24 protein-coding genes and 1 other RNA gene are annotated in these 24,234 nt (G+C 53.3%); 16 read left to right on the top strand and 9 right to left on the bottom strand.

The genetic code is table 11. The annotated features are described in order from the left end of the window. From SGBXF1_RS18660 to SGBXF1_RS18645, 4 genes are read left to right on the top strand one after another with little or no spacing between them, the layout of a single operon-like run. Nucleotides 1-549 carry a tail fiber assembly protein gene (locus tag SGBXF1_RS18660; protein WP_186427334.1) on the top strand — a complete coding sequence of 183 codons (549 nt, stop codon included), beginning with the start codon at nt 1-3 and terminating at the stop codon, nt 547-549. Between the two features lie 25 nt (nt 550-574). After that, entirely contained in the window at nt 575-1,261 is a 687-nt protein-coding gene (locus SGBXF1_RS18655; RefSeq protein WP_238320983.1) for a hypothetical protein, read from the top strand. Beyond that, on the top strand, nt 1,236-1,796 hold the full coding sequence (locus tag SGBXF1_RS18650) for a baseplate complex protein (RefSeq protein ID WP_186427332.1): 561 nt from the start codon (nt 1,236-1,238) through the stop codon (nt 1,794-1,796). Before SGBXF1_RS18655 ends, SGBXF1_RS18650 begins: the two co-directional genes overlap by 26 nt. Continuing rightward, nucleotides 1,793-3,448 (top strand): hypothetical protein, encoded by a 1,656-nt coding sequence (locus SGBXF1_RS18645; RefSeq protein WP_186427331.1) that lies wholly within the window; start codon nt 1,793-1,795, stop codon nt 3,446-3,448. Before SGBXF1_RS18650 ends, SGBXF1_RS18645 begins: the two co-directional genes overlap by 4 nt. Before the next feature lie 1,028 nt (nt 3,449-4,476). Here SGBXF1_RS18645 and ssrA read toward each other — a convergent pair. Continuing rightward, nucleotides 4,477-4,840: a transfer-messenger RNA gene (ssrA, locus tag SGBXF1_RS18640) on the bottom strand. Between the two features lie 49 nt (nt 4,841-4,889). Next, a complete protein-coding gene (gene smpB, locus SGBXF1_RS18635) occupies nt 4,890-5,372 on the bottom strand; it encodes an SsrA-binding protein SmpB (protein WP_061808353.1) in 483 nt (160 codons plus the stop codon). Nucleotides 5,373-5,533: 161 nt separating this feature from the next. On the opposite strand from smpB, the gene SGBXF1_RS18630 reads away from it, so the two are divergent. Together SGBXF1_RS18630 and SGBXF1_RS18625 are read left to right on the top strand one after the other, a co-directional pair. Beyond that, complete coding sequence (locus tag SGBXF1_RS18630) at nt 5,534-5,980, top strand: type II toxin-antitoxin system RatA family toxin (protein ID WP_037422140.1); 447 nt, start codon at nt 5,534-5,536, stop codon at nt 5,978-5,980. Next, nucleotides 5,961-6,245 (top strand): RnfH family protein, encoded by a 285-nt coding sequence (locus SGBXF1_RS18625; protein ID WP_037422137.1) that lies wholly within the window; start codon nt 5,961-5,963, stop codon nt 6,243-6,245. Before SGBXF1_RS18630 ends, SGBXF1_RS18625 begins: the two co-directional genes overlap by 20 nt. 114 nt (nt 6,246-6,359) lie before the next feature. On the opposite strand, the gene bamE is transcribed toward SGBXF1_RS18625, so the two are convergent. The 3 genes from bamE to nadK all read right to left on the bottom strand — a co-directional run bounded on the left by bamE (nt 6,360) and on the right by nadK (nt 10,176). Beyond that, nucleotides 6,360-6,698: an outer membrane protein assembly factor BamE gene (gene bamE, locus SGBXF1_RS18620; protein WP_037422134.1), complete on the bottom strand. Its 339-nt coding sequence runs from the start codon at nt 6,696-6,698 to the stop codon at nt 6,360-6,362. An 851-nt stretch (nt 6,699-7,549) separates the two neighbouring features. Further along, nucleotides 7,550-9,211 (bottom strand): DNA repair protein RecN, encoded by a 1,662-nt coding sequence (gene recN, locus SGBXF1_RS18615; RefSeq protein ID WP_037422132.1) that lies wholly within the window; start codon nt 9,209-9,211, stop codon nt 7,550-7,552. 86 nt (nt 9,212-9,297) lie between these two features. Beyond that, complete coding sequence (nadK, locus tag SGBXF1_RS18610; protein WP_012146391.1) at nt 9,298-10,176, bottom strand: NAD(+) kinase; 879 nt, start codon at nt 10,174-10,176, stop codon at nt 9,298-9,300. Nucleotides 10,177-10,300: 124 nt separating this feature from the next. On the opposite strand from nadK, the gene grpE reads away from it, so the two are divergent. After that, a complete protein-coding gene (gene grpE / locus SGBXF1_RS18605; RefSeq protein ID WP_037422128.1) occupies nt 10,301-10,873 on the top strand; it encodes a nucleotide exchange factor GrpE in 573 nt (190 codons plus the stop codon). 52 nt (nt 10,874-10,925) lie between these two features. Here the strand turns inward: grpE and ung are convergent, their stop codons facing one another. Further along, nucleotides 10,926-11,609 carry a uracil-DNA glycosylase gene (ung, locus tag SGBXF1_RS18600; protein ID WP_061808352.1) on the bottom strand — a complete coding sequence of 228 codons (684 nt, stop codon included), beginning with the start codon at nt 11,607-11,609 and terminating at the stop codon, nt 10,926-10,928. 344 nt (nt 11,610-11,953) lie between these two features. Here ung and grcA point away from each other — a divergent pair, with 344 nt between their 5' ends. The 3 genes from grcA (at nt 11,954) to SGBXF1_RS18585 (ending at nt 14,239) form a co-directional block, all read left to right on the top strand. Then, complete coding sequence (gene grcA / locus SGBXF1_RS18595; protein ID WP_037422124.1) at nt 11,954-12,337, top strand: autonomous glycyl radical cofactor GrcA; 384 nt, start codon at nt 11,954-11,956, stop codon at nt 12,335-12,337. Nucleotides 12,338-12,528: 191 nt separating this feature from the next. Continuing rightward, the gene (locus SGBXF1_RS18590) at nt 12,529-13,491 is read left to right on the top strand and encodes a Tle-like phospholipase domain-containing protein (protein WP_061808351.1); all 963 of its coding nucleotides are present in this window, start codon (nt 12,529-12,531) and stop codon (nt 13,489-13,491) included. Further along, nucleotides 13,484-14,239 (top strand): ankyrin repeat domain-containing protein, encoded by a 756-nt coding sequence (locus tag SGBXF1_RS18585; RefSeq protein ID WP_186427330.1) that lies wholly within the window; start codon nt 13,484-13,486, stop codon nt 14,237-14,239. The genes SGBXF1_RS18590 and SGBXF1_RS18585 overlap by 8 nt, the downstream gene beginning before the upstream one ends. Before the next feature lie 59 nt (nt 14,240-14,298). On the opposite strand, the gene srmB is transcribed toward SGBXF1_RS18585, so the two are convergent. After that, on the bottom strand, nt 14,299-15,624 hold the full coding sequence (gene srmB / locus SGBXF1_RS18580) for an ATP-dependent RNA helicase SrmB (RefSeq protein WP_037422118.1): 1,326 nt from the start codon (nt 15,622-15,624) through the stop codon (nt 14,299-14,301). Between the two features lie 99 nt (nt 15,625-15,723). Between srmB and trmN the strand changes: the two genes are divergently transcribed. Next, a complete protein-coding gene (gene trmN / locus SGBXF1_RS18575) occupies nt 15,724-16,506 on the top strand; it encodes a tRNA(1)(Val) (adenine(37)-N(6))-methyltransferase TrmN (protein WP_037422112.1) in 783 nt (260 codons plus the stop codon). A gap of 39 nt (nt 16,507-16,545) precedes the next feature. Here the strand turns inward: trmN and nadB are convergent, their stop codons facing one another. Further along, nucleotides 16,546-18,147 (bottom strand): L-aspartate oxidase, encoded by a 1,602-nt coding sequence (gene nadB / locus SGBXF1_RS18570; protein WP_172479789.1) that lies wholly within the window; start codon nt 18,145-18,147, stop codon nt 16,546-16,548. 213 nt (nt 18,148-18,360) lie between these two features. Between nadB and rpoE the strand changes: the two genes are divergently transcribed. Genes rpoE through rseC form a run of 4 tightly spaced genes read left to right on the top strand, consistent with a single transcriptional unit; the run spans nt 18,361 to nt 21,052 of the window. Next, nucleotides 18,361-18,936 (top strand): RNA polymerase sigma factor RpoE, encoded by a 576-nt coding sequence (gene rpoE, locus SGBXF1_RS18565; RefSeq protein ID WP_012146382.1) that lies wholly within the window; start codon nt 18,361-18,363, stop codon nt 18,934-18,936. Nucleotides 18,937-18,966: 30 nt separating this feature from the next. Further along, nucleotides 18,967-19,620, top strand: a complete 654-nt coding sequence (rseA, locus tag SGBXF1_RS18560) for an anti-sigma-E factor RseA (RefSeq protein ID WP_037422105.1) — start codon at nt 18,967-18,969, stop codon at nt 19,618-19,620. Beyond that, nucleotides 19,620-20,576: a sigma-E factor regulatory protein RseB gene (rseB, locus tag SGBXF1_RS18555; RefSeq protein ID WP_037422102.1), complete on the top strand. Its 957-nt coding sequence runs from the start codon at nt 19,620-19,622 to the stop codon at nt 20,574-20,576. Before rseA ends, rseB begins: the two co-directional genes overlap by 1 nt. Continuing rightward, nucleotides 20,576-21,052: a SoxR-reducing system protein RseC gene (rseC, locus tag SGBXF1_RS18550; protein ID WP_037422098.1), complete on the top strand. Its 477-nt coding sequence runs from the start codon at nt 20,576-20,578 to the stop codon at nt 21,050-21,052. The genes rseB and rseC overlap by 1 nt, the downstream gene beginning before the upstream one ends. Here the strand turns inward: rseC and SGBXF1_RS18545 are convergent. Then, on the bottom strand, nt 21,049-21,888 hold the full coding sequence (locus SGBXF1_RS18545) for a hypothetical protein (protein ID WP_186427329.1): 840 nt from the start codon (nt 21,886-21,888) through the stop codon (nt 21,049-21,051). The genes rseC and SGBXF1_RS18545 overlap by 4 nt on opposite strands. A gap of 542 nt (nt 21,889-22,430) precedes the next feature. Here SGBXF1_RS18545 and lepA point away from each other — a divergent pair. Then, nucleotides 22,431-24,230, top strand: a complete 1,800-nt coding sequence (lepA, locus tag SGBXF1_RS18540; protein WP_037422092.1) for a translation elongation factor 4 — start codon at nt 22,431-22,433, stop codon at nt 24,228-24,230. Nucleotides 24,231-24,234 lie beyond the last annotated feature (4 nt).

Below are 24,234 nucleotides of genomic sequence, written 5' to 3'. Positions count from 1 at the left end.
ATGATGAATATTAAGAATTTCCAACTGGGTGAGCCAAAAACACCAGAACAAATTAAATTGCGTAATCGGCATAACGCCATGTTTCTTTTTGCCGCAGATGGCACGGAATGGTACGAGTGCCAAAGCGGTTTTGCGGCTGACTCAATCAAAATCGCGTATGACAGTAACGGCGTCATTCGTAGTATTGCCGCCAACAAGGATGTTTCCACCTTATGGCCTGCGGGCTTGAGCGTGGCAGAGGTTCCTGATACCACGGCAAACCGTCGTGCGGTCATTGGCGGCGGATGGGTTTTCGATGGTGAAAAGGTAGTTAAGCGAGTTTACGCGCCAGAAGAGTACCAGGCCCAAGCCAAGTTAGAGCAAGCGGCACGTATTGCTACAGCAACTAAACACATTGCGCCTTTACAGGATGCCGCCGATCTCGCTATTGCGAATGATACGGAAAAAGAGCAACTGGCCGCCTGGAAAAAATATCGGGTGATGCTGAATCGCATTGATCTGTTATCGGCACCAAAAATTGAATGGCCGGAGGTGCCGAGTGTGGCGTAAGACGGTTTTGCGTATGCCAGGTGATATGCAGTCTTTGACGTGTTCAATGGTGCCGGCGCATCCGTGGGTTTATGGCGTAGGACGGCAAGAGGCATCCGGGAGTTACCTTAGCCCGGCCAATGCCGTGGATTACCTGGCTGGCAAGTTGGCCGGCCAGGGGGAGGAAATCAGCGCCACCGTATTCATGCTTTGCGCTAACTCACACGGTGAATTTATGCCGCAGATTGCAGCGTTGGCGGGGGTGTTGCCTTTGCCGGCACTTAACCAGGTGCAGCGCATGGCGCAGACTGCCGCCACCCAGGCAATTACCCGGATGCAATTGCCTGGGAAAATGGGGGCTGGTTTGCCGGCGGCGGTGCCGCTTTCGACCGGTGCTCAACGCCTGGCGTTGAATGCGCAGCGTATTGCGGAAGCCAAGGCCGGCGCGGCCATAGGGGCCAGCTTGGACGGCTTACAAGTGGCGCTGGCTGGATTTTCCCAGGCCCGCCAATCTGCCCTGGAGGGGATAAGCCAGGCAATGACCGCATTACAAGGGAAAAGCGCGCCGGCGTGGGCCTTTACGGCGAAAGGGGCCGGTGCCAGTGTTGGTGCAGCGATGAAAAAAGATATTCCCCGGCAGGATGCTGTTTTTACCCTGGCGGTGTTGTTTGTGGGCAAGGATTTGGGGCAACTGGAGGGGATGATCAATGACGATAGTCACGCTGGCGCTTAATGGTGAAGCTATCCCCTTAAAAGGCGTCATGGTCACGCCAATGATGCAATTTCAGGATAAAGACCAGTCTGGGCAGACGTCCAGCACGGCCAACGCCGAACAGGGCATAAAACCCAAAGAACTGCGTATTTCCGGCATGATCCCCTTTAGCGAAGCCCAAGTGTTAACGCGCTTGTTTGCCCTGGCGGAGGCAACCGAAGGCGGTAAGCTGAAACGCTACAGAGTGGCCAACCACACGGCCCAGGCAATTAATTTTAGGCTGGCGACGTTCACTGGCTCGATTGATGCACCAAAGCAGGACGGCAAGCAAGCCTGGCTGGTGACGTTTACCCTACGCGAGCACTTGAGCGTACCGGAAAAGAAAGATGCGCGGGAAGGTAGCAAGAGCGCCGCCAAAAAGCAGACGCCAGGCGCAAATGGCCAGGTAAACGGGAACGGCGCGGCGTCAGAGGATGAACAAAAATTGAGTTGGTTCGAACGTAAGGTATTGAAGCCGGCAGATGATGCGCTTGCCGGCGTAGTGGGGGGCGAATGAAACCGATTAAACGCCTGATGTTGTCCGGGGATACGGTGCCCCTGGTTGATTTTAATCTGGTGTTGGAGCTGAACGGCTGCGGGCGTGGATTTATTACCGCGCAAACCGATACTGACTACACCGGTAAACTGGTGCGCCTGGATGCCGGCTATACGGATAGCATTTTGCGGTGGTTTACGGGGTATGTGGAGCGCGCACAGCCGGCGGAAACAGGCTCTCAGCGGCTATTTGTGCGTGAACTGGTTGGCGTGTTTGAAAGGCTTTGGCCGTGTTCCTTCCAGCACCCAACATTGCGGCAGGTGGCCAAGTGGTTGGAGGAAAACAGCGGGTTAACTATCGCGTTGCCGGCGCAGGCGGATTACCTGGACAAGCCGATCCCCCATTTCACCCACAGCGGGACGGGCTACCAACTGCTGGCCAATCTGGGGCCAGCGTTTGGGGTGCCTGATTACGTTTGGCAACCGCTGCCGGATGGCGGCGTGTTCCTGGGCAGTTGGGCGCATTCCATGTTTGCCGGCAAACCGGTAGATATTCCCGCCGAGTTTAGCCAGGCGCGTGCCGGCGGTAACAGCATGACTTTGCCTATGGTGCAAGCCTTGCGGCCTGGTGTGGTGGTCAATGGCCACCGGCTTTCGAGTGTTCGCCTGGAAAATGACGACACCACGATCACCTGGTTGGCCAAAAACCCGTTAACGGGTAAGTCTATGGCCATGACACCGGCGCAGCGCCAGATTGATGCCGCTTACCCGGAGTTATCAGCGGGTTTACATCTGCCCAAATTCGCCAGGGTAGAAGCCCACGCGGAGGGCGTCAGTAGCGGCGACCTGGCCGACCCATTCCGGCCTCGCTATGCCGTCGATTTGCAATTGTTGGACGCCGACGGACAGCCAGCGAAAAACACGCCGATTTACCCGGCGGTGCCGCTACCGGTGCCAATGGCGGGCCAGGATTCGGGCATGTTTCAGTTTCCGCCAGTGGGAACGCTGGTCGAGGTGGCGTTTACCGACGGGCGGCCCGATAAACCGTTTATCCGTCAGACGCTGGCCCAGGGCAACACGCTGCCGGATGTGAAACCAGGCGAGCAGCTACAGCAGCAGCGGGAGGAAGTATCCCAGCGAGTTACCCAGGCAGGGGATTGGGAACGGAAAACCGACCAGGCTATCCGTGAAAGTTCCATGACCAGGGAGATCCAGGCCGACGAAGAAACGCGCACCCTGGTGGCCAGGGCCACAACGGTGCAGGCTACAGATAAAACCACTGTGCTGGGCACATCCACCTTGTTGGCCGGTGCAGTGCAACATATTGCCGAAGGGGATTACAGCGTAGCGACCCAGGGCAATCTGGTGGCCAGTGTGGGAAGGGATGCCACCACGGCAGTGGCCGGCAGCCTGATGGAGAAGATAGGCAAAATCCGCAGCAGCATTGCGGCAGTGCGCCAGGATGTAATTGCCCCAGTGGTGTGGGTGGGTAGCCAGCAAATCAACGTGATGGCACTAATGCTGGAAACCCTGGAAGTGGTGCAGGAGCTGGCGCAACAGACCGCTAGCCATACGCACAGTAACACCGGCGGGCCGCAGAACGCCGCAGCTATTAGCGCCGCCGGCACGAAGTCTGGCCAGTTGAAAACCAAGTACGCGCCGGTGATTGGGTAGGGTTGTTAATTGATCGTTCGCGCCGATCGATAGCGGGTAATTGATCTACACAACCAATTATCAATTGGCCCCATAACAGTGTAGAAATTAAGCAGCAGTACATAACAGCACCAGGGAATACCGGCCCGCCTCGCGCGGGCTTTTTCATGCCTGCCATTTGGTGGGCCTGTGCGCCTTTCTGAGCCATCAGGCACCCCGCCGACAATCCCACGCGAACAAATCCGATCACCGCAACAGCGAGCCGCCAGCGCGGCAGAATCGCCACGGAATCAACGTCATGCCCACGGAAACGGCACTACACCGCACCCGCCTGCACGATTTGGATCAGGAAATTATTTCAGTTTTGATTTTCTACAAACCACCCCGCCAGGCCGTGCCGTGCCTGGGGCTTTGCGGTTAAACCCAAACTGAAAAGATTGAAAAGAATTTCAGTGTTTTTCAGTTTTTGGATCATGCCGCGTTAAGGGTAAAAACAATAACCAATTGAAAAATATATATTAAATATCAATTGCGTGGATCGCGGGGCGTTAGGAGTGGATCGCGCAGAAATGCCGGCAGAACGTGGCAGGCCAGACGCCGCAAGGTTTGCGCAGGAATTGCAGTGGGTTTGTAAAACTGAAATCTGCGAAATTGATTTACTGTTTATATATACAGTATTATGTTTTTGAGCGGTGTAATTGTGACCAGATAAAAAGTAGAGGTTTTCATGCGTTCGTTGCGAGTTTGTAGCGTAATGATTTATTTCATGGCCAACGGGGAAAGGCTGACTAAAAAGCAGGTGTTTGGTAACAATGGCAACCCTGTATATGCGATTTGGCCAATTGGGAGAAAGTGGAGCGCTGCGTTTCACAACGGGAAGGAATGGCAGTCAGTAATCTACTTTCCCGCAGAAGATGAGCGAGAGGCTTACGATCGCGTAATGGAACACTTCTACAAAAATCACTAAATGGCGGTATTTCGTCTGTCGCCATTTTGCCGCCACTACAAAGAAAAAGGGGCTACGCTTTCACGTAACCCCTTGTTTTATTTGGTGGAGCTGGGGGGATTTGAACCCCCGTCCGAAATTACTACACCGTCGGCACTACATGCTTAGTCCAATCTTTACATTCGCCGGTCAGCTGCGGATGGACACGCCACTAACAAACTAGCCTGATTGGATTTAACGCTTCAGCCCCAGGCAGGACATCCACGCGATCTCTTTTGGGTTTGACCTCTCTTGATCCCCGTCCTAAGAGCGGAGGCTAGGGAGAGAGGGCTCTTAGCAGGGTATTAAGCTGCTAGGGCGTAGTTTTCGTCGTTTGCGACTATTTTTTTGCGGCTTTTTACGAGGCCAACCGCCCCTCGGCATGCTCCTAGGGCTTCGCAAATCCCGTCGAATCCAGAATCAGCCCCAAGTAACTTTGTGCAGTATACCAGAAGTTTAGCCCGTTAAGCCAGAGGCTTATCGGTTTGCGTGCTTCATGATACGGGCTTTCGCCGTCTGCCATTCACGATCTTTGATGTCATCGCGCTTATCGTGCTCTTTCTTGCCTTTGGCTACGCCGATTTTGACTTTGACCCAGGCATTTTTCCAATACATGGACAAGGCAACCACGGTATAGCCTTCGCGGTTAACACGGCCGAATAACGAATCCAGCTCGCGTTTGTTCAACAGCAGTTTACGGGTACGTATCGGATCGCAAACCACATGCGACGAAGCCACGCTAAGGGGCGTGATAGTGGCGCCAAACAGATAGGCTTCACCATCGCGGAATGTCACGTAGCTGTCGCTGAGGTTGGCTTTGCCGGCACGCAGCGATTTTACTTCCCACCCTTGCAGGGACAGGCCCGCTTCGATTTCTTCTTCAATGAAGTATTCGAAACGTGCTCGCTTGTTTTGCGCAATGGTGGCAGAACCGGGTTTGTGTGCTTTTTTCTTTGTCATAGTGTGTTCATTATACTGGATGCGCGAGCGAAAGAAATCCTTTACCGCTCAGCACCTGCGCAATTTTTCGCATTTTTGGCCCCTTCGTTGCATAGCAGATTTTTTGTTTGCTGATAGATAAATGGTATGATTTGTATGTTTTGTGTCTCACAGGAAATGTTATGCCCCAGATCAGTCGGTCTGCGTTGGTGCCGTTCAGCGCTGAGCAGATGTATCAGTTGGTTAACGATGTTCATTCTTATCCCGATTTTCTGCCAGGTTGCACCGGTAGCCGGGTGATTGACGCGTCCAACAATGAAATGACCGCCGCAGTAGATGTTGCCAAAGCCGGTATCAGCAAAACGTTTACTACGCGTAATACGCTGCTGGATAACCAGAGCATCAATATGCAACTGGTGGATGGTCCCTTCCGTAAGCTGATGGGGGGCTGGCATTTTACGCCGCTCAGTCCGGAAGCCTGCAAGGTTGAGCTGCACCTGGATTTCGAATTTACCAACAAACTGATCGAGTTGGCGTTCGGAAAGGTGTTTAAAGAACTGGCCGGCAACATGGTGCAAGCATTCACCCAGCGGGCAAAAGAGGTTTACAGTGTCAGATATACGGGTTGAGGTGGTTTACGCCCTGCCGGAACGTCAGTATCTGCGCAAAGTCACGCTGGCCGAAGGCAGCAGTGTTGAACAGGCAATTGTGGCCTCTGGTCTGCTTGAACTGCGTAGTGACATTGACCTGCAAAGTAACAAGGTGGGCATCTATAGCCGACCGGCCAAGTTGGGTGATGTACTCAACGATGGCGACCGGGTGGAAATTTACCGCCCCTTGATTGCCGATCCTAAAGAACTGCGCCGCCAACGGGCAGAAAAGGCAAAAAAATAAGGCGCTGAATGCGCCTTGTTTTTTATCAGAATTTTACCTTCCGAGTTGCAGCCTGTTACTGTCATGAAGAACGTGACGTATCCCTCATGGGCCGGACGATAATTCCTTCGCTGATTATTTGGTCAGCGCAGGTTTGTTCTGAATATCGGTCAACACGCCAGCGCTGTTGAAGGTCAACGTCAGGGTTTGCTGAGTGATATCTTCATGGCCTGGTTGCTGACGGAATACATAGAACCACGTCTGAGTACCGAACGGGTCTTGCAGCATTGGGGTGCCCAATGTGTACGCGACCTGTTGCTGGGTCATACCTTTCTGAATTTTAGCTACGTCGGTTGACGTCAGGTAGTTCCCTTGGTTGATGTCAGGCCGGTAAACCACCTTCTCAAAGGTAGAACAGCCTGCAGTCAGCATCACAAGAACTACAGCGGCGGCAGTCAGCGTTTTACAGCGCATAGTAATCACATTCCTTTAGGGCATAGGATGCCGATGATAATAGACCTTGCTGCTGTTGGAAACCCTTATACCCTTCATCTTTCAAGTTGTAGCTGTGTTGGCTGCCCTCGTTCACCCCAGTCACTTAGTTAACTAAGCTCCCGGGGATTCCCTTGGTTGCCGCCTTGCTACAACTTGAAATCTATTGGGTATACCCGTCATCCTTCAAATTGAAGCCGTATTGGCAGCCTTCGTTTATCCCTGTTACTGAGGAGACTAAGCTCCCGGGGATTCCCTTGGTTGCCACCTTGCTACAACTTGAAATCTATTGGGTATATCCGTCATCCTTCAAGTTGAAGCCGTATTGGCAGCCTTCGTTTATCCCTGTTACTGAGGAGACTAAGCTCCTCGGGATTCCCTTGGTTGCCGCCTTGCTACAACTTGAAATCTATTGGGTATACCCGTCATCCTTCAAGTTGAAGCCGTATTGGCTGCCTTCGTTTATCCCAGTTACTGAGGAGACTAAGCTCCCGGGGGATCCCTTGGTTGCCGCCTTGCTACAACTTGAAATCTATTGGGTATACCCGTCATCCTTCAAGTTGAAGCCGTATTGGCAGCCTTCGTTTATCCCTGTTACTGAGGAGACTAAGCTCCCGGGGGATCCCTTGGTTGCCGCCTTGCTACAACTTGAAATCTATTGGGTATACCCGTCATCCTTCAAGTTGAAGCCGTATTGGCACCTTTGTTCATCCCAATCGCTGAGTTGACGAAGTTTCCCGGAGGGTCTTAATTGTGGCCTTGCTACAGCTTGAGGTCTGTCGGGCAAACAGCGCCAAAGTCAGACCTCAGGAAAGTAAAAAAGTTGAGCTTTTTTATGCAGCAAGCAGTTCTTTTGCATTTGCCAGCGTGTTCCGGGTGACTTCACTACCACCAAGAAGGCGTGCCAACTCTTGCAAACGAGCTCGTTTATCCAATGGCGACATCTGTGTTTCGGTTTCTGTGCCGTCGGTCTGTTTACTGACGAACAGATGCTGATGCCCACAGCCCGCGACTTGCGGCAGGTGAGTGACGCACATGACTTGTGTGGATTCGCCTAATTGGCGAAGCAGGCGGCCAACAATGGCGGCGGTTGGGCCACTGATACCGACGTCCACTTCGTCGAAAATCAATGCTGGTGTTTCCATTTTGCGAGCGGTAATCACCTGGATTGCCAGCGCGATACGGGACAATTCGCCGCCAGAGGCAACCTTCGCCAATGCCTGTAGCGGTTGCCCTGGGTTGGTGGACACACAAAACTCGGTGCGGGTTGCGCCTTCCGCACTCAAATATTGCGGTTCGAAGCGTACGTCGATATTGAATTTACCATGCGGCATGGAGAGTGCCTGCATGCTGTCGGTAATCAACGTGGTCAACTCAGCGGCATAATGCTGGCGTTTCTGATGCAGTTGCTCTGCCAACAACAGCGCTTGCTGATGATGCAGCGTAACCGCCTCGGTCAGGTGTTCGTGGTCGTTTTCTTGCTGTGACAGCAACTGTTGTTCATCCAGCATTTGCTGATGCAACTGCGGCAGTTCTTCTGGCGCGACGTGGTGTTTACGCGCCAGGTTAATTTGGCGCGACAAACGTTGTTCCAGTTCTTGCAGGCGGTTGGGATCCAAATCCATGCGGTCGGCATAATGGCGCAGTTCATCGCTGGCTTCACTGATTTGGATTGACGCCTCTTCCAACATGTCCAGCAAGCCACTGAGCTTTTCATCCATCCCGATCAGCTCAACCAGCAAATGCTTAGCGGTATAAAGCTGGCTTAGCATGTTGTTTTCTTCGTCATCAGCCAACAATTGCAAGGTTTGCTGGCTGATCGTCAATAACTGGCCACTATTGGCCAGGCGTTTGAACTCAGTGTCGATTTGTTCAAATTCGCCAGCCTGAGGCGCAAACTCGTTCAGTTCTTTTAATTGATATTGCAGTAGCTGTTTGCGCGCGTCGCGCTCAATGGATTGCTGCTGATGGTGAGCCAGTTCGCGGCAGCTTTGGTGCCAGCGCTGGTAAGCTTGTTGCATTTGCGTCAGTAGAGCGGGTTCGTCCGCATAAGCGTCGAGCAGTTGTTTTTGGTGCTCTGGCTTGAGCAACAACTGGTGGGCATGCTGGCCGTGGATTTGAATCAGCCGCTGGCCGAGCTCACGCAACTGCGAAAGCGGTACAGCAGTGCCATTGATAAAACCGCGTGAGCGGCCATCTGCGTTGATCACCCGGCGCAGCAGGCACTCATTGCTGTCGTCTAATTGATTTTGCTCTAACCATTGGCGCGCAGACGGGGTGTCTGCCAGCGAAAAGCGAGCACAGATATCGGCACGGGCGGCTCCCAAGCGAACGACATTACCGTCGGCACGGTTACCGAGGCATAACCCCAGAGCGTCGATAGCGATCGATTTACCGGCGCCGGTTTCACCGGTAATCGCCGTCATACCCGGTTGAAAATCTATTTCCAACTCACGAACGATAGCAAAATTGCTGATGGTCAATTGCGCCAGCATGGGAACCTTCCTGTGTATAAACACATAACTGTAGTTTCATACAGTATAAACTGGTTTTATATACAGTAAAGGGGCTGGCGCAGTTTTTAGAATAATTTTTTTGACCAGCCCAGCTTGGTACTTAAGGTATTGAAATAGCTGTAGTCCTTTGGGTGAATAAGATTCAAATGGAAATCACTACGGCGTATCAAAACCTCTTCGCCTTCCTGGATAGGTAGCGCGATTTGGCTGTCGCAGCTGATTTCCAGATCGCTACCAATCTGCGAAAACTTCAGCCGAATGGTGCTGTTGCCGTTGATCACCAACGGGCGGGCTGAAAGGGTGTGCGGGAACATAGGCACCAGTGCAATGGCTTCCAGCGATGGCGTCAGGATCGGCCCACCGGCGGAAAGAGAGTATGCGGTCGAACCGGTCGGGGTAGCGATTATCAGGCCGTCAGAGCGTTGTGAGAAGGCGAAGCGATCGTCGATATACACTTCGAACTCAATCATGTGCGCCACTTTACCAGGGTGCAATACCACTTCATTGATAGCGGTACTGATGCGGCACTGTTGGTTCTCTTTGTGCACGATGGTTTCCAGCAGGAAGCGCTGTTCATCGATGTATTCGCCTTCTAACACGTCGGCCAGTTGCTGCAATGCGTTATCGGGGTCTAGATCGGTCAGGAAACCGAGATTGCCGCGGTTAACGCCGATCACTTTAATGTCGTAACGGGCCAACACGCGCGCAGCGCCAAGCATATTGCCGTCGCCGCCAACGACTACGGCCAAATCGGCCTTTTGGCCAATCTCTGCCAGGCTACCGGTTACGGCGTCTTTCAACCCTAAATCCTGGGCAATCTGCCGTTCAACCATCACTGAATAGCCTCGGGCGACCAACCAGTGAAATAACATCTCATGCGTTGCCAGCGCCGAAGGGTGACGCGGGTGGCCAACAATGCCAATACAGGCGAATTTTTTATTCATTGTTGTGATTTTCCTCACCGGGACCAGTTTATGCCCCACATTGTGACCGGTTGACTTGAAACCCCGGTTTTGATCCCCATAATAAGCCAAGTTGCGAGATTAATGCTAAAACGCGGAGATATTCATGAGTAGTAAAGAACAGAAGACGCCAAACGAGCAAGTCTCGGAAGAAATGGAACAGCAGGAAGCCCTGCCGGAAGCGGCTGAGGGCGTCGATCTGCGGGATGAGCGCATTGCTGAGCTGGAAGCTCAACTGGCCGAATCTCAGCAGCATGAACGCGACAGCCTGCTGCGTGCCAAAGCGGAGATGGAAAATGTCCGTCGCCGTACTGAACTGGATATCGAAAAAGCGCACAAATTTGCGCTGGAGAAATTCTCTGGCGATCTGTTGCCGGTGCTTGATAACCTGGAACGCGCGTTGGAAATGGCGGATAAAAACAATCCGGAATTGACAGCAATGATTGAAGGTATCGAACTGACGCTGAAGTCCCTGCAGGACGTTGTGCGTAAGTACGGGATCGAAATCGTTGGCGACATTAACGTGCCGTTCAACCCGGATGTGCACCAGGCGATGAGCCTGATGGAATCCGCCGATCACCAGCCGAACCATGTCATGATGGTGATGCAGAAAGGCTATACGCTGAATGGCCGCCTGTTGCGCCCAGCGATGGTTGCAGTTTCCAAAGCCAAGGCTTAAGCGAAATTAAGTAAAGAAAAGGCACCCTCGGGTGCCTTTTTTGCGTCTGGTGCTATGTCTGTGGTAGTCGAGGCATCCAGTCGATAGGTTTTAGTCCCTGTTGCTCCAACAATTGGTTGGTTTGCGAGAAATGGTGGCAACCGAGGAAGCCGCGATGGGCGGAGAGCGGCGAAGGGTGCGGCGCTTTCAACACGTGGTGGCGGTTACGATCGATAAAGTTGCCTTTCTTCTGAGCATGCGCACCCCACAGCAGGAATACCACGCCTTCGCGGTTTTCGTTTAGCGCAGCGATCACTCTGTCGGTAAAGGTTTCCCAGCCAAGCTTGGCGTGGGAGTGTGCCTGGCCGCCTTCCACGGTTAATACCGTATTCAGCAGCAGCACACCCTGTTCTGCCCAGCTTTGCAGGCAACCGTGGTTAGGGCGTTCAAAACCAGGGATATCCGTCGCCAGCTCTTTATACATATTAACCAACGACGGGGGAGCAGGGACGCCGGGCAGCACGGAGAACGATAAACCGTGGGCCTGGTTCGGACCGTGATAAGGATCCTGACCGAGAATCACCACCTTCACGTCCGCCAGTTCGGTAAAACGGAACGCGTTGAACACGTCTTTTTGCGGTGGGTAAATGGTCTTACCGGCCTGGCGTTCAGCGGCAACAAAGGCAAGCGTTTCATGAAAATAGGGCTGCTCTTTCTCCTTGCCGATGACGTCATGCCAGGTGAGGGAGGTGGACATAAACGCTCTCCTTTGTTTTCGTTAACAATTCACTGGGCATAGCTTACCGTTTAGCTTCACGCAGTGAAACCCGCTTTTATGTTTACGTTATCGTTGCGAATACAAATATTTTTGAAAATTTACAAAAATAATTGCTATGCACTTTATGGGGAAAATTGACATAAAACATAAACTTGCCCCTTTACGCTGTGTGGGTACCCCGTGAAAATTGACTTTAATCAAAGAATTGCCCTGGCCAGACTGGTATACAGAACAACAAGACAACAATGGTTTTACCAAATGGCCGAAACCAACATTGGATTTTTTCGACGTAGAATTTTTCGCCCTTGTACGGAGGCAACAAAATGATTACTGGTATTCAAATTACTAAAGCAAACGACCAGGCGCTGGTGAACTCTTTCTGGCTGCTGGACGATGAAACATCAGAAGCTCGCTGTGTTTGCGCTAAAGCAAACTATACAGAAGACCAAGTTGTACCGGTCAGCGAACTGGGCCAGATCGAGTACCGTGAAGTACCGCTGGAAATGCAATCTACCGTGCGTGTTGAAGGTGGTCAGCACCTGAACGTGAACGTACTGCGCCGTGAGACGCTGGAAGATGCGGTGAAGCACCCAGAAAAATATCCGCAATTGACCATTCGTGTGTCCGGCTATGCAGTGCGTTTCAACTCGTTGACGCCAGAACAGCAGCGTGACGTGATTACACGTACTTTTACAGAAAGCCTGTAATTACTGTGTTATTAACAAGGGAGCCTCGGCTCCCTTTTTTTATTTCATTGCCTAACCGGACAGAAAGTGAATCCGGATCACATTCTTTGCAAAGATAGCCGCCTGCATTACAGAACTGCTCCGACCTGCCGATAGCTACAACAGCACACATTAGATGTGCTAATTAATCAGTCTATCGACAAGGAGTCGGCATGAGTATGTCTTTGAGCTTTACCTCTGCGGTCAGTCCTTCGGCCATTCAGCCTCCACTAACGCGTGCGGTGCAGGAACCGCTGAACTCCCCCCAGCCTGTTGAACCTACGTCTGTAAACGCCCCCACGGCTACACTGTCGTCGCACACTGTAAATGCACAGAACCTGCTGAATACGCTGGTGAGCGACATGTCGGCAACTGCACCGGTTGCTGCGCATTCGGGTGTGACGCGCGGTCAGCAATCGCAACAAGGGGATTACACGTTAGCGCTGTTGGCCAAAGACGTTTACAGCACCAATAGCCAGGGTGTTGATGGGTTCAGTCGATTGAGCGACAGCGCCTTGCTCGGCGCAGGTATTGATCCTGCCAGCCTGCATGACACAGCATCGGGTTTTCAGGCCGGGATCTACAGTGATAATCAACAGTACGTGCTGGCCTTCGCGGGCACCAATGACATGCGCGACTGGTTGAGCAATGTCCGTCAGGCGACGGGGTATGATGATGTGCAGTACAATCAGGCTGTCGCGGTCGCTAAAGGTGCCAAAGCGGCCTTCGGTGATGCTTTGGTGATCGCCGGCCATTCGCTGGGTGGGGGCTTGGCGGCAACGGCAGCACTGGCGACTGGCACGGTGGCGGTTACTTTCAATGCTGCGGGGGTTTCTGATTACACATTGAACCGTATGGGGATTGATCCTGCGGCAGCAAAACAGGATGCGCAAGCGGGTGGGATTCGTCGGTACAGCGAACAATATGACATGCTGACCGGTGCACAGGAATCCACTTCGTTAATTCCAGACGCCATCGGGCATAAAATCACGTTGGCCAATAACGACACGTTGAGCGGTATTGACGACTGGCGGCCGAGCAAACATGTCGATCGCAGTCTGACGGCGCACGGTATTGATAAGGTAATCAGTTCGATGGCGGAGCAAAAGCCATGGGAGACCAAAGCCAATGCCTGACAGGCGGCGGGCATGGCATACGGTGATTATTGCCATGCTGGCGCTGATCGCGATCGCCGGTTTGCTGATTATGGCTAAGGGACAACAGATGAATCAGGATATTACCCCGTTCAACGGGCGCAGTAATGTGGTGCTGGCTCAGGCGGTAGCACGTGGCGATGTAAAGGGTATTGCTGAACAGGCAACGCAGGCGCATTTGCGTGAGCAGGGCGATCATCAGATCACCTTATTGCAGTGGGCAATACTGTCACAACAACCGCAAAGCCTAAGCGCATTGCTGGAGCAGAGGGCCGATGTTTCTACTCCGGGGTTGGATGGAAACAGCGCGTTGCATACCGCCTCGGCGGTGCAGGACCCGCAGTATCTGCGCTTGCTGTTGTCTTATGGTGTGCCGATCAACCCGCGTAATGCGGTAACTGGAGCCACACCACTGTCCGTTGCGGTACTGGCGGGCCGAGAGGAGCAATTGCGGCTGTTGCTGGTGTCTGGTGCAGATGTCACGCTGAGCGATAGGTTAGGGGATACCCCTTTGCATGTCGCGGCAAAAATCAATGCACCGCAATTGGCGTTGATGTTGTTGCAGGCCGGGGCCGATGCTAAAGCCCGTAACCAGCAAGGGGTGACCTTCCAGTTCTATTTCTCTCAGACGCCAACAGCATTGCAGAGCGAAGAAATGCGCGATCGTTATCGTCAACTGAACGCCTGGCTGAAAGCTCATCAGCAGGCAACGCATTACGTACAGCAATAACAGGCATAAAAAAACCGCCTTCAGGTAAGTGGAGGCGGTTTTTATTTACAGCGGCAACATTACTTCGCGCCGTTGTCTTCAGGTTTGGCCTTTGGTTGGCGGCGTTTGCCCACGTTCTTCGCATCGCGATGACGTACTTTCACCTTGGCTTTTTCTTTGTTCTTTTCTTTGTCGGCTGCGCGTTTGGCAATCACTTTCTTCGAAGGCTTACCGTTGCTTTTCTCGCTTGGCACTTTGGTTGAAGGTCGCAGTTCTTCGATTACCCGCGCTTTCAATGGCTCGTTCAGGTAACGTCCGACTTTGCCCAACAACAGGTGGTCATGTGCTTCAACCAGCGAGATTGCAGTCCCCTTGCGCCCAGCACGACCGGTACGGCCAATACGGTGCAGATAGGTGTCCGCGGTGCGCGGCATATCAAAGTTGAACACGTGGGTGATATCCAGGATATCCAGACCACGGGCAGCAACGTCGGTGGCGACCAGTACGTTGACACGGCCATCCATCATGCGTTTTACCGCTTCGTTACGCTTGGCCTGCACCATTTCGCCTTCGAGGTAACAGGTATTGATACCGGCCTCGCGCAGCCAGGCTGCCAGCTCATGCACGCGCTCACGTTTACGCACGAAGATGACGGATTTCTGTACGTCCGGTTGTTGCAGCAAGTGCACCAACAGAGCGGTTTTATGCTGCACGTCGTCGGCGCGGTAATACCACTGCAGGATCTTTTTGCGTTCACGGCGTGATGGATCAGCTTCGACTTCTACCGGTTCTTTCAGAATGCGTTCTGCGAATTCGCGGATAGCATCGCCTTCCAACGTTGCGGAGAACAGCAACGTCTGGTTGCGCCAGCGAGTCTCAGCAGAGATCGTTTCGATGTCCTGTGCAAAGCCCATGTCGAGCATACGGTCGGCTTCATCGAGGATCAGTGTCTCTACTGCGCGGCAGTCGAAGTTTTCTTCTTTAATGTATTGCAGCAGACGGCCAGTGGTGGCGACGACCACGTCCTGGTTTTCGCTGAAGACTTCCGCGTGGTTCATATACGCGACGCCGCCAGTGATGGTGGCGATATCCAGCGAAGTATGAGCAGCCAGTTCACGTGCCTGATCGGCTACCTGCATCGCCAGCTCGCGCGTCGGGGTGAGGATCAGTACGCGCGGTGGGCCGGACTTCTTGCGTGGGAAGTCGAGCAGATGCTGCAATACCGGCAGCAAAAATGCAGCGGTCTTGCCGGTGCCGGTCGGCGCCGAACCCAATACGTCGCGCCCATCCATCGCAGGCGGGATCGCCTCGGCTTGAATGGCGGTTGGGCGTTCGTAGCCTTTATCACGCAGGGCGTTTATCAGGCGTTCATCGAGTTCGAGCTCGGAAAAATTGGTTACTGTCATGGTCTACCTCTACTTGGGGCGCCGATTATAGACGGGTTGGCCGCTTTCTTCACCTATTTAAGCGGAAAGCATCTCTTTTCCCAAAAATCAGATTGCCTTATGCTACGCCAGTTTTGTATCCAGGTGGTTATTGTGAGCACTCAATCGAAAGCGAATTTTACGCCACGTCGCGGTGGTTTTACCTTTAAACAATTTTTTGTTGCTCATGATCGCTGTGCAATGAAAGTGGGCACGGACGGTGTCCTGCTGGGGGCATGGGCACCCTTAGCACAGGCACAGAGAGTGCTGGATATCGGCAGCGGCAGCGGATTAATTGCGCTGATGTTGGCACAGCGCTCAACGGACAGCGTACTGATCGACGCGGTAGAGCTCGATGAGGCCGCCGCTGCACAGGCGCGTGATAATGTTCTGGAGTCACCTTGGTCGCAGCGCATTCAGGTGCATGCGCAGGACATTCACGATTTCGCGCAGCATCATGCCGGTGAATACGAGTTGATCGTCAGCAACCCGCCGTACTTTGAGCCAGCGGTCGCCTGCCGCGATCAGGCACGCCACAATGCGCGTTATACGGAAACCCTGACCCACGATGCATTGCTGGCAAGTGCAGAGCAGTTGCTCGCTCCGAACGGTACTTTTTGCGTAGTGTTGCCGCATGATATCGGTGAAGCTTTCGAAAGCAATGCGCATGGGCGTGGTTGGCACACTGCGCAGCGGCTGAATGTCAGCGATCGCGCTGATACGCCATTGCACCGGGTATTGTTGGCTTTGACGCGTCAGCCGACAGACGCAAATGTAGAGCGGAAGCTGGCGATTAAGCTGGCCGATGGCGGTTATACGGATGATTTCCGCCACCTGATTACTGATTTTTATCTGTTCTACTGAAATGAAAAGGGCGCCATTCCTGACGCCCTGGTAAAGCCATTATGGCTGCAGGATTGTCGGTAGTGCTTCCGGCAGCAGATCCGGGTAGTCCAACGTATAGTGCAGCCCACGACTTTCTTTACGTTCCATGGCACTGCGAACGATCAATTCCGCCACCTGCACCAAATTACGCAGTTCCAGCAAATTGTTAGAGATGCGGAAATTAGCGTAGTACTCGTCAATTTCGGCCTGCAAGGTATTGATGCGGCGCAGTGCGCGCTCCAGCCGTTTGGTGGTGCGCACGATCCCTACGTAGTCCCACATAAACAATCGCAGCTCATGCCAGTTGTGTTGGATCACGACCCGTTCATCGGCATCGTCTACGCGGCTTTCATCCCACTGCGGCAGCTGTTTCGCCAGTTTGATAAACGGCAGGCGCATTTTGATGTCCTCCGCTGCTGACCACCCGTAGACCAGACATTCCAGCAGTGAGTTGGATGCCATGCGGTTAGCGCCGTGCAGGCCGGTATAGCTGACTTCGCCAATGGCATACAGCCCGTCAAGGTCGGTACGGCCATGCTGATCGACCATTACGCCGCCGCAGGTATAGTGCGCGGCAGGGACGATAGGGATCGGCTGGCTGGTCAGGTCAAAGCCCAGCGTCAGCAGTTTTTCATGGATCATCGGGAAATGCTGGGTAATGAATTCAGCTGGTTTATGGCTGATGTCCAGATACATGCAGTCCGCACCCAAGCGCTTCATTTCGTGGTCGATGGCGCGCGCAACGATGTCACGGGGTGCCAGTTCGCCGCGCGGGTCAAAATCGGGCATAAAGCGGCTGCCATCCGGGCGTTTCAGATAGGCACCTTCACCGCGCAACGCTTCGGTTAGCAGGAAGTTACGCGCCTGCGGATGGAACAGGCAGGTCGGGTGGAACTGATTGAATTCCAGGTTGGCGACCCGGCAACCTGCGCGCCAGGCCATGGCGATACCGTCGCCGGATGAGATATCCGGGTTGGTGGTGTATTGATACACCTTGGCTGCGCCGCCGGTAGCCAGCACCACTGTTTTGGCACGGTAGGTTTCTACCTGCTCCAGCTCCCGGTTCCACACATAGGCGCCGACCACCCGACGAGTGCCCGGCAGGCCGATTTTGTTCGAGGTGATCAGATCGACCGCATTACGGCGTTCCATCACGCAAATATTCGGGTGGTTGCTTGCTTTCCCCACCAGGGTAGTCTCTACTTCTTTACCTGTAGCATCAGCGGCATGCAGGATACGGCGGTGGCTGTGCCCCCCTTCCCGCGTCAGGTGGTAATGTGCTTCGCCCTGAGCGTTGACCTCGGTGTCGAACAATACCCCCTGATCGATCAACCACTGTACGCAGTGGCGCGCATTGCCGGCGATAAATTCAACGGCGTCTTTGTCACACAGGCCGGCTCCAGCAATCAAAGTGTCATCAACGTGTGAGGCAATGCTGTCCGTTTCATCGAAAACCGCGGCGATCCCGCCTTGGGCATAAAATGTGGCGCCTTCGTTGAGAGGCCCCTTGCTGAGTACGGTAACCTTGCAATGCTGCGCTAGACGCAACGCCAATGACAGGCCTGCAGCGCCGCTGCCGACAATCAGTACATCGCTAACATGTTCAGATGATGGTTGCATAACGTATGATGTGTGCAGAAGAAGAGTGAAATTCATGTTAGCCTAATTGTCCGGGCAAAAGCCACGGATGGGTGACATCAACATAAAAAACAATGGCAATACGGAACTTCGTGTTCTGTATGAACTCCAAGCGAGTGCTTGCTCAGGAAAATAATGTATGGCTGGCAGTACAATTTTACGCGTGGAGACGGATTTGGGGAGAGTTTACCTCGGATGAGCGAGCAGTTAACGGATCAAGTTCTGGTTGAGCGGGTCCAAAAGGGCGATCAGAAGTCGTTTAACTTACTGGTAATTCGTTATCAGCACAAAGTTGCGAGCCTCGTTTCCCGGTATGTACCGCAGGGCGATGTGCCGGATGTGGTGCAGGAGTCGTTTATTAAAGCCTATCGCGCACTGGAATCATTCCGTGGGGATAGCGCTTTCTATACCTGGTTGTATCGAATTGCTGTGAATACGGCAAAGAATTATTTGGTGGCTCAAGGTCGTCGTCCGCCATCCAGCGATGTGGATGCCAACGACGCCGAAAATTACGAAAGTGCGGGCGCACTAAAAGAAATTTCGAACCCTGAGAACTTAATGTTGTCAGAAGAGCTGAGACAGATAGTTTTCCGTACCATTGAGTCTCTCCCTGAGGATCTTCGCATGGCGATTACCCTGAGGGAGCTGGATGGTCTAAGCTACGAAGAGATAGCTGCCATCATGGATTGCCCGGTCGGAACCGTACGTTCGCGTATTTTCCGCGCCAGGGAGGCTATCGATAATAAAGTTCAACCGCTGATTCAACGTTAGCAATGGCGGACACAGGAAGGGTACTTAGGCATGCAGAAAGAAAAGCTTTCCGCTCTGATGGATGGAGAATCGCTCGACAATGAGCTACTGAGTTCATTGTCTAAAGACAGAGCGCTTCAACAAAGCTGGCAGAGCTATCACCTGATACGTGACACACTACGGGGTGATATCGGACAAGTGATGCATTTCGATATCGCAGATCGTGTTGCTGCTGCGCTAGAGAAAGAACCGGCACGTCTGGTTCCTTCTGCAGTTCCGGAATCTCAGCCGCAGCCACATACCTGGCAGAAAATGCCGTTCTGGGACAAAGTCCGTCCTTGGGCCAGCCAGATCACACAGATTGGCATGGCGGCCTGCGTGTCGCTGGCAGTGATTGTAGGCGTACAGCAATACAATCAACCGGCTGCCCAATCTGGTGCCGCTGAATCACCGGCGTTCAATACCCTGCCGATCATGGGGCAGGCGTCACCGGTTAGCCTTGGCGTACCGGCAGACAGTTTCTCAACCGGCAGCGGGCAACAGCAGCAGGTGCAGGAACAACGTAAACGCATTAACGCTATGCTGCAAGATTATGAGTTGCAACGCCGTTTGCATTCTGATCAACTGCAGCTTGAGCAAAGCACACCACAACAGGCTGCCGTCCAGGTTCCCGGAACTCAGTCTTTAGGAATGCAACAGCAGTAATGAAGCAACTTTGGTTCTCCGTCTGTCTATTGACGGGCAGCCTGCTCTACTCAAACATCGCCCCGGCGCAGCCCACTGCGTCCGGGGCGTTGTTACAACAGATGAGCAGTGCTAGCCGTTCGCTCAATTATGAACTCGCCTATATCAGCATTAGCAAGCAGGGGATTGAGTCGCTGCGTTATCGCCATGCGGTGATTGATCAGCAGCCTCTTGGCCAACTGCTGCATATGGACGGCCCACGTCGCGAAGTGCTGCAGCGTGGTGGTGGGATCAGCTATTTTGAACCCGGTCTGGAACCCTTTACGTTATCCGGCGATCATATCGTCGATGCGTTACCGGCCATTGTTTATGCTGATTTTAACCGTCTGGCGAAATACTACGATTTCATCTCCGTTGGCAGCACACGTATTTCCGATCGTCCTTGTGAAGTGCTCCGCGTGGTTGCACGCGATGGTTCTCGCTACAGCTATATTGTCTGGATGGACGAAGATACCAAGCTGCCGCTGCGGGTGGATCTGATCGATCGCGACGGCGAAACGCTGGAGCAATATCGGGTGATTTCGTTCGTAGTCGGGCCGCAAGTGCAAAGTGCCATGCAGGGGCTCATCAAGGCCAACCTACCGCCGTTGCTATCACTCCCAGCGGTAGAGAATATCAAGTTGGGATGGAGCACTGGCTGGTTACCAGCGGGTGTCGATGAAGTCGCACGCAACCGCCGTAAACTGCCGAATGTGTCAGAACCTGTTGAATCACGGCTATACAGCGATGGCCTGTTTAGCTTCTCGGTCAATGTCAGCCCCGCGGGGAGTGGTGCTGGCCAGCAGTATTATCGCCAAGGGCGGCGCACTATCCAGACCGAAGTGCGTAGCGGCAACGAGATCACCATCGTTGGCGAACTGCCGCCAGCGACGGCTAAACGCATTGCTGACAGTATTTCCTTCAAGGTATCACCATAATGATGAAAGAGTGGGCCACGGTGGTTTCGTGGCAACAGGGCGTGGCGCTGCTGCGCTGTGAACCGAAAGCAGGGTGTGGCAGTTGTACTGCCCGCTCTGGTTGCGGCGCACGTGCGTTGAATGAGCTGGTGCCGGAACCCGAACACCAACTGCAAGTGCGTATCGAGCAACCACTCGAGCCGGGCCAGCGGGTTGAGGTGGGGATTGCCGAAGGCAGTCTGTTGCGTTCGGCAATGCTGGTTTATCTGACGCCGTTGCTGGGCATGATGCTCGGTGGCAGTTTGCTGCAATATTGGCTGGGCACCGACGCTTCAGCCGCGCTTGGCGCACTGCTTGGTGGTGGCGCAGCCTTTATGCTGGCGCGCAGCTTGGCGCATCGCCTCGGCGAGCAAGCGAATTACCAACCCATCGTTCTGCAAATTGGTTTGCCGCCAGGGGCTATGCGCCTGCAAGCGGACAGCGAACCTCTGCGTTAAAACTGCTGCCGCGTCATCGCCGGGTTATGGTAGGCGGGGATGCGGTTGTAGATCATATGCTCCAGCAGTGCCATAAACAGATCGGCACTGAGCAGCGAAAAATAGCCTATCGTAAACAATGTATTGCCTTGGTTATCCAGCAGGCGAATGGTGCCGCGTTGCGGGTTGTTTTCCATTTCGCGTATCTGCTCCATCGGAATAGCCCCCTGCGATGTGATTAGCGCCGTAGCACTCAGCCGTAGCGTTTGGGCTGATTGCCCTTTCCGGTAACCAGGAAACATATGATTTAACCAACGAGCGCCGCAACGGAGATAGTGAAAGGACAGTACTTCCCCCTGATACAGTGCATTTAACGCCTGTGGCCCACGTTGCTGGATTTGCTGATTAATAATGGTATCTGCCAGCCGCCAGGAGTGAGACAGGTTACTGAATACCGGACACCAAGGCTGATCGGCTGAGGTGCGAAATGCCATCACGTCGAACAATCCGCCAAACAGACGCCCTCCCCGGAAACGATAAATATCCCCAATTTTTTCAAAGGGGATAAACCGTTCTTTGTGACTATGGTCATTAATCACCCGAACACCATGTTCGTACAGGCGATAGGTTAGCGCTGGCCGCAGATAGTGGCGCAGCGCCAGCAGAATACAGCCGAGTAAAATAGTGACTGCGCCGGTTTGCAGTAAGGTCAGTACCGCACTTTCATCCATATTGCTCAGTAACGGCAACAAAATCAGTGCCGCACCGATGGTTAACAGCAGCGCTGCGGCTGCGAGAATGCCCCAATTGACCTTTGAAAAATCGTGCCGGCTCAGCATTTGCCCTTTATCGATCATTGTGCACCTTCCAATCAACATGCAGAGATATGCTGGTGAACCCCGGTGGGCGTGCCGATGTAGTGCCCTGAATTATGTTTTATCGCGGTGTTCACCCCCATTTCTATAGAAGCCGCTGGGAAGCGTATATGGGTTTTTTCCTAAACCCCTTGAGTCAGATTACAATTCTAAGATGTTGATCCAGATATTATTTTATCCAGAATTAGGAGGGGGTTTATTGCGTTATTGGCGGTTATGTATTAGCGCGGGATCCTGACGATAGTCAGTGAGGGAAGGGGGGCGATATCGGTTGCTGAAACTTACCGTTATAACGGCGTTGGGTTTTGTTAACATCCGCTTTCATAACCCGGAGCGCTCTGTAACATTAAAGTCTACATAATAGAATGCCTTCACTGCACCGATCGCTAGGTTTTCAGTGTTGTGACATGTAGAATGCAGCGATTCAGGCGCAAGACGGCCGAACCCATTCACTGTCGCTTTAGGTCCATGCGGGTTTCTATAGGCGAGTAATTCAGAAATACCAAGGCAGAAAAACTTTTATAATGAAGCATATACGAAATTTCTCCATTATTGCCCACATTGACCACGGTAAGTCGACGCTGTCCGACCGTATTATCCAAATTTGCGGTGGCTTGACTGAACGTGAAATGGCTGCGCAGGTGCTCGATTCTATGGATCTGGAGCGCGAGCGTGGCATTACCATTAAAGCCCAAAGCGTGACGCTGGACTACAAAGCGCAAGACGGCCAAACCTACCAACTCAACTTTATCGATACGCCAGGGCACGTTGACTTCTCCTATGAAGTTTCTCGTTCACTGGCTGCCTGTGAAGGTGCACTGCTGGTGGTTGATGCTGGGCAGGGCGTAGAAGCTCAGACGTTGGCTAACTGCTACACCGCGCTGGATATGAATCTGGAAGTGGTGCCAGTACTGAACAAAATTGACTTGCCGGCTGCCGATCCCGATCGCGCTGCGCAGGAAATTGAAGACATCGTGGGTATCGATGCGACCGACGCAGTGCGTTGCTCGGCTAAGACCGGCGTTGGTGTGCCAGAAGTCCTCGAACGCTTGGTACGCGATATCCCTGGGCCAGAAGGCGATCCAGAAGCGCCATTGCAGGCACTGATCATCGACTCTTGGTTCGATAACTACCTGGGTGTTGTTTCCTTGGTGCGTGTCAAGAACGGCACTATGCGTAAGGGCGACAAGATCAAGGTCATGAGCACCGGCCAAACCTATAATGCCGATCGTCTGGGTATCTTCACGCCAAAACGTGTCGATCGTGACGTATTGAACTGCGGCGAAGTAGGCTGGTTGGTTTGTGCCATCAAAGACATTCTTGGCGCGCCAGTAGGCGATACCTTGACGTTGGCACGTCAGCCGGCAGACAAAGCCTTGCCGGGCTTCAAAAAAGTGAAGCCACAGGTTTACGCGGGTCTGTTCCCAATCAGCTCTGACGACTACGAGTCCTTCCGCGACGCGCTGGGCAAACTGAGTCTGAACGACGCTTCACTGTTCTATGAGCCAGAGAGTTCCACCGCGCTGGGCTTCGGCTTCCGCTGTGGCTTCCTCGGCCTGTTGCACATGGAGATCATCCAGGAACGTCTGGAACGTGAATACGATCTGGAACTGATCACCACCGCGCCAACGGTAGTGTATGAAGTGGAAACCACCAGCAAAGAGACTATCTACGTTGATAGCCCATCCAAGCTGCCACCGCTGAATAACATCGAAGAGTTGCGTGAGCCGATCGCCGAATGTCACATGCTGATGCCGCAGGAGTTCCTGGGTAACGTCATCACCCTGTGTATCGAGAAACGCGGCGTGCAGACCAACATGGTTTATCACGGTAACCAGGTTGCGCTGACTTATGAAATCCCGATGGCAGAAGTGGTACTCGACTTCTTCGACCGTCTGAAGTCCACCTCGCGTGGTTATGCGTCGCTGGATTACAACTTCAAACGTTTCCAGACATCGGACATGGTGCGTGTTGACGTGTTGATCAACAACGAGCGCGTGGATGCGTTGGCGCTGATTACTCACCGCGACAATGCGCAATACCGTGGCCGTGAGCTGGTGGAAAAGATGAAAGAGCTGATCCCACGCCAGCAGTTCGATATCGCCATCCAGGCGGCTATCGGCACGCATATCATCGCGCGTTCAACGGTGAAGCAGCTGCGTAAAAACGTGTTGGCAAAATGCTACGGCGGTGACGTTAGCCGTAAGAAGAAACTGTTGCAGAAACAGAAAGACGGTAAGAAACGCATGAAGCAGGTTGGTAACGTTGAGTTGCCGCAAGAAGCGTTCCTGGCCATTCTGCACGTTGGCAAAGACAGTAAGTAACAGC

Origin of the sequence: Serratia grimesii (assembly GCF_900186025.1) — a bacterium.
Classification (GTDB): domain Bacteria; phylum Pseudomonadota; class Gammaproteobacteria; order Enterobacterales; family Enterobacteriaceae; genus Serratia; species Serratia grimesii.
Note: the sequence above shows the minus strand (reverse complement) of the source record. Positions and strands in the feature narration are given on the sequence as shown.

Bases quoted from the DNA above. Each gene is read 5' to 3' on its own strand.
- grpE (WP_037422128.1), top strand. From the start codon at position 10,301: ATGAGTAGTAAAGAACAGAAGACGCCAAACGAGCAAGTCTCGGAAGAA.
- rseA (WP_037422105.1), top strand. From the start codon at position 18,967: ATGCAGAAAGAAAAGCTTTCCGCTCTGATGGATGGAGAATCGCTCGAC.
- SGBXF1_RS18655 (WP_238320983.1), top strand. From the start codon at position 575: ATGCAGTCTTTGACGTGTTCAATGGTGCCGGCGCATCCGTGGGTTTAT.
- rseB (WP_037422102.1), top strand. From the start codon at position 19,620: ATGAAGCAACTTTGGTTCTCCGTCTGTCTATTGACGGGCAGCCTGCTC.
- trmN (WP_037422112.1), top strand. From the start codon at position 15,724: ATGCTACGCCAGTTTTGTATCCAGGTGGTTATTGTGAGCACTCAATCG.
- recN (WP_037422132.1), bottom strand. From the start codon at position 9,211: ATGCTGGCGCAATTGACCATCAGCAATTTTGCTATCGTTCGTGAGTTG.
- ung (WP_061808352.1), bottom strand. From the start codon at position 11,609: ATGTCCACCTCCCTCACCTGGCATGACGTCATCGGCAAGGAGAAAGAG.
- nadB (WP_172479789.1), bottom strand. From the start codon at position 18,147: ATGCAACCATCATCTGAACATGTTAGCGATGTACTGATTGTCGGCAGC.
- bamE (WP_037422134.1), bottom strand. From the start codon at position 6,698: ATGCGCTGTAAAACGCTGACTGCCGCCGCTGTAGTTCTTGTGATGCTG.
- SGBXF1_RS18585 (WP_186427330.1), top strand. From the start codon at position 13,484: ATGCCTGACAGGCGGCGGGCATGGCATACGGTGATTATTGCCATGCTG.
- srmB (WP_037422118.1), bottom strand. From the start codon at position 15,624: ATGACAGTAACCAATTTTTCCGAGCTCGAACTCGATGAACGCCTGATA.
- lepA (WP_037422092.1), top strand. From the start codon at position 22,431: ATGAAGCATATACGAAATTTCTCCATTATTGCCCACATTGACCACGGT.
- SGBXF1_RS18650 (WP_186427332.1), top strand. From the start codon at position 1,236: ATGACGATAGTCACGCTGGCGCTTAATGGTGAAGCTATCCCCTTAAAA.
- smpB (WP_061808353.1), bottom strand. From the start codon at position 5,372: ATGACAAAGAAAAAAGCACACAAACCCGGTTCTGCCACCATTGCGCAA.
- SGBXF1_RS18660 (WP_186427334.1), top strand. From the start codon at position 1: ATGATGAATATTAAGAATTTCCAACTGGGTGAGCCAAAAACACCAGAA.
- SGBXF1_RS18630 (WP_037422140.1), top strand. From the start codon at position 5,534: ATGCCCCAGATCAGTCGGTCTGCGTTGGTGCCGTTCAGCGCTGAGCAG.
- grcA (WP_037422124.1), top strand. From the start codon at position 11,954: ATGATTACTGGTATTCAAATTACTAAAGCAAACGACCAGGCGCTGGTG.
- SGBXF1_RS18590 (WP_061808351.1), top strand. From the start codon at position 12,529: ATGAGTATGTCTTTGAGCTTTACCTCTGCGGTCAGTCCTTCGGCCATT.
- nadK (WP_012146391.1), bottom strand. From the start codon at position 10,176: ATGAATAAAAAATTCGCCTGTATTGGCATTGTTGGCCACCCGCGTCAC.
- rpoE (WP_012146382.1), top strand. From the start codon at position 18,361: ATGAGCGAGCAGTTAACGGATCAAGTTCTGGTTGAGCGGGTCCAAAAG.
- rseC (WP_037422098.1), top strand. From the start codon at position 20,576: ATGATGAAAGAGTGGGCCACGGTGGTTTCGTGGCAACAGGGCGTGGCG.
- SGBXF1_RS18645 (WP_186427331.1), top strand. From the start codon at position 1,793: ATGAAACCGATTAAACGCCTGATGTTGTCCGGGGATACGGTGCCCCTG.
- SGBXF1_RS18545 (WP_186427329.1), bottom strand. From the start codon at position 21,888: ATGATCGATAAAGGGCAAATGCTGAGCCGGCACGATTTTTCAAAGGTC.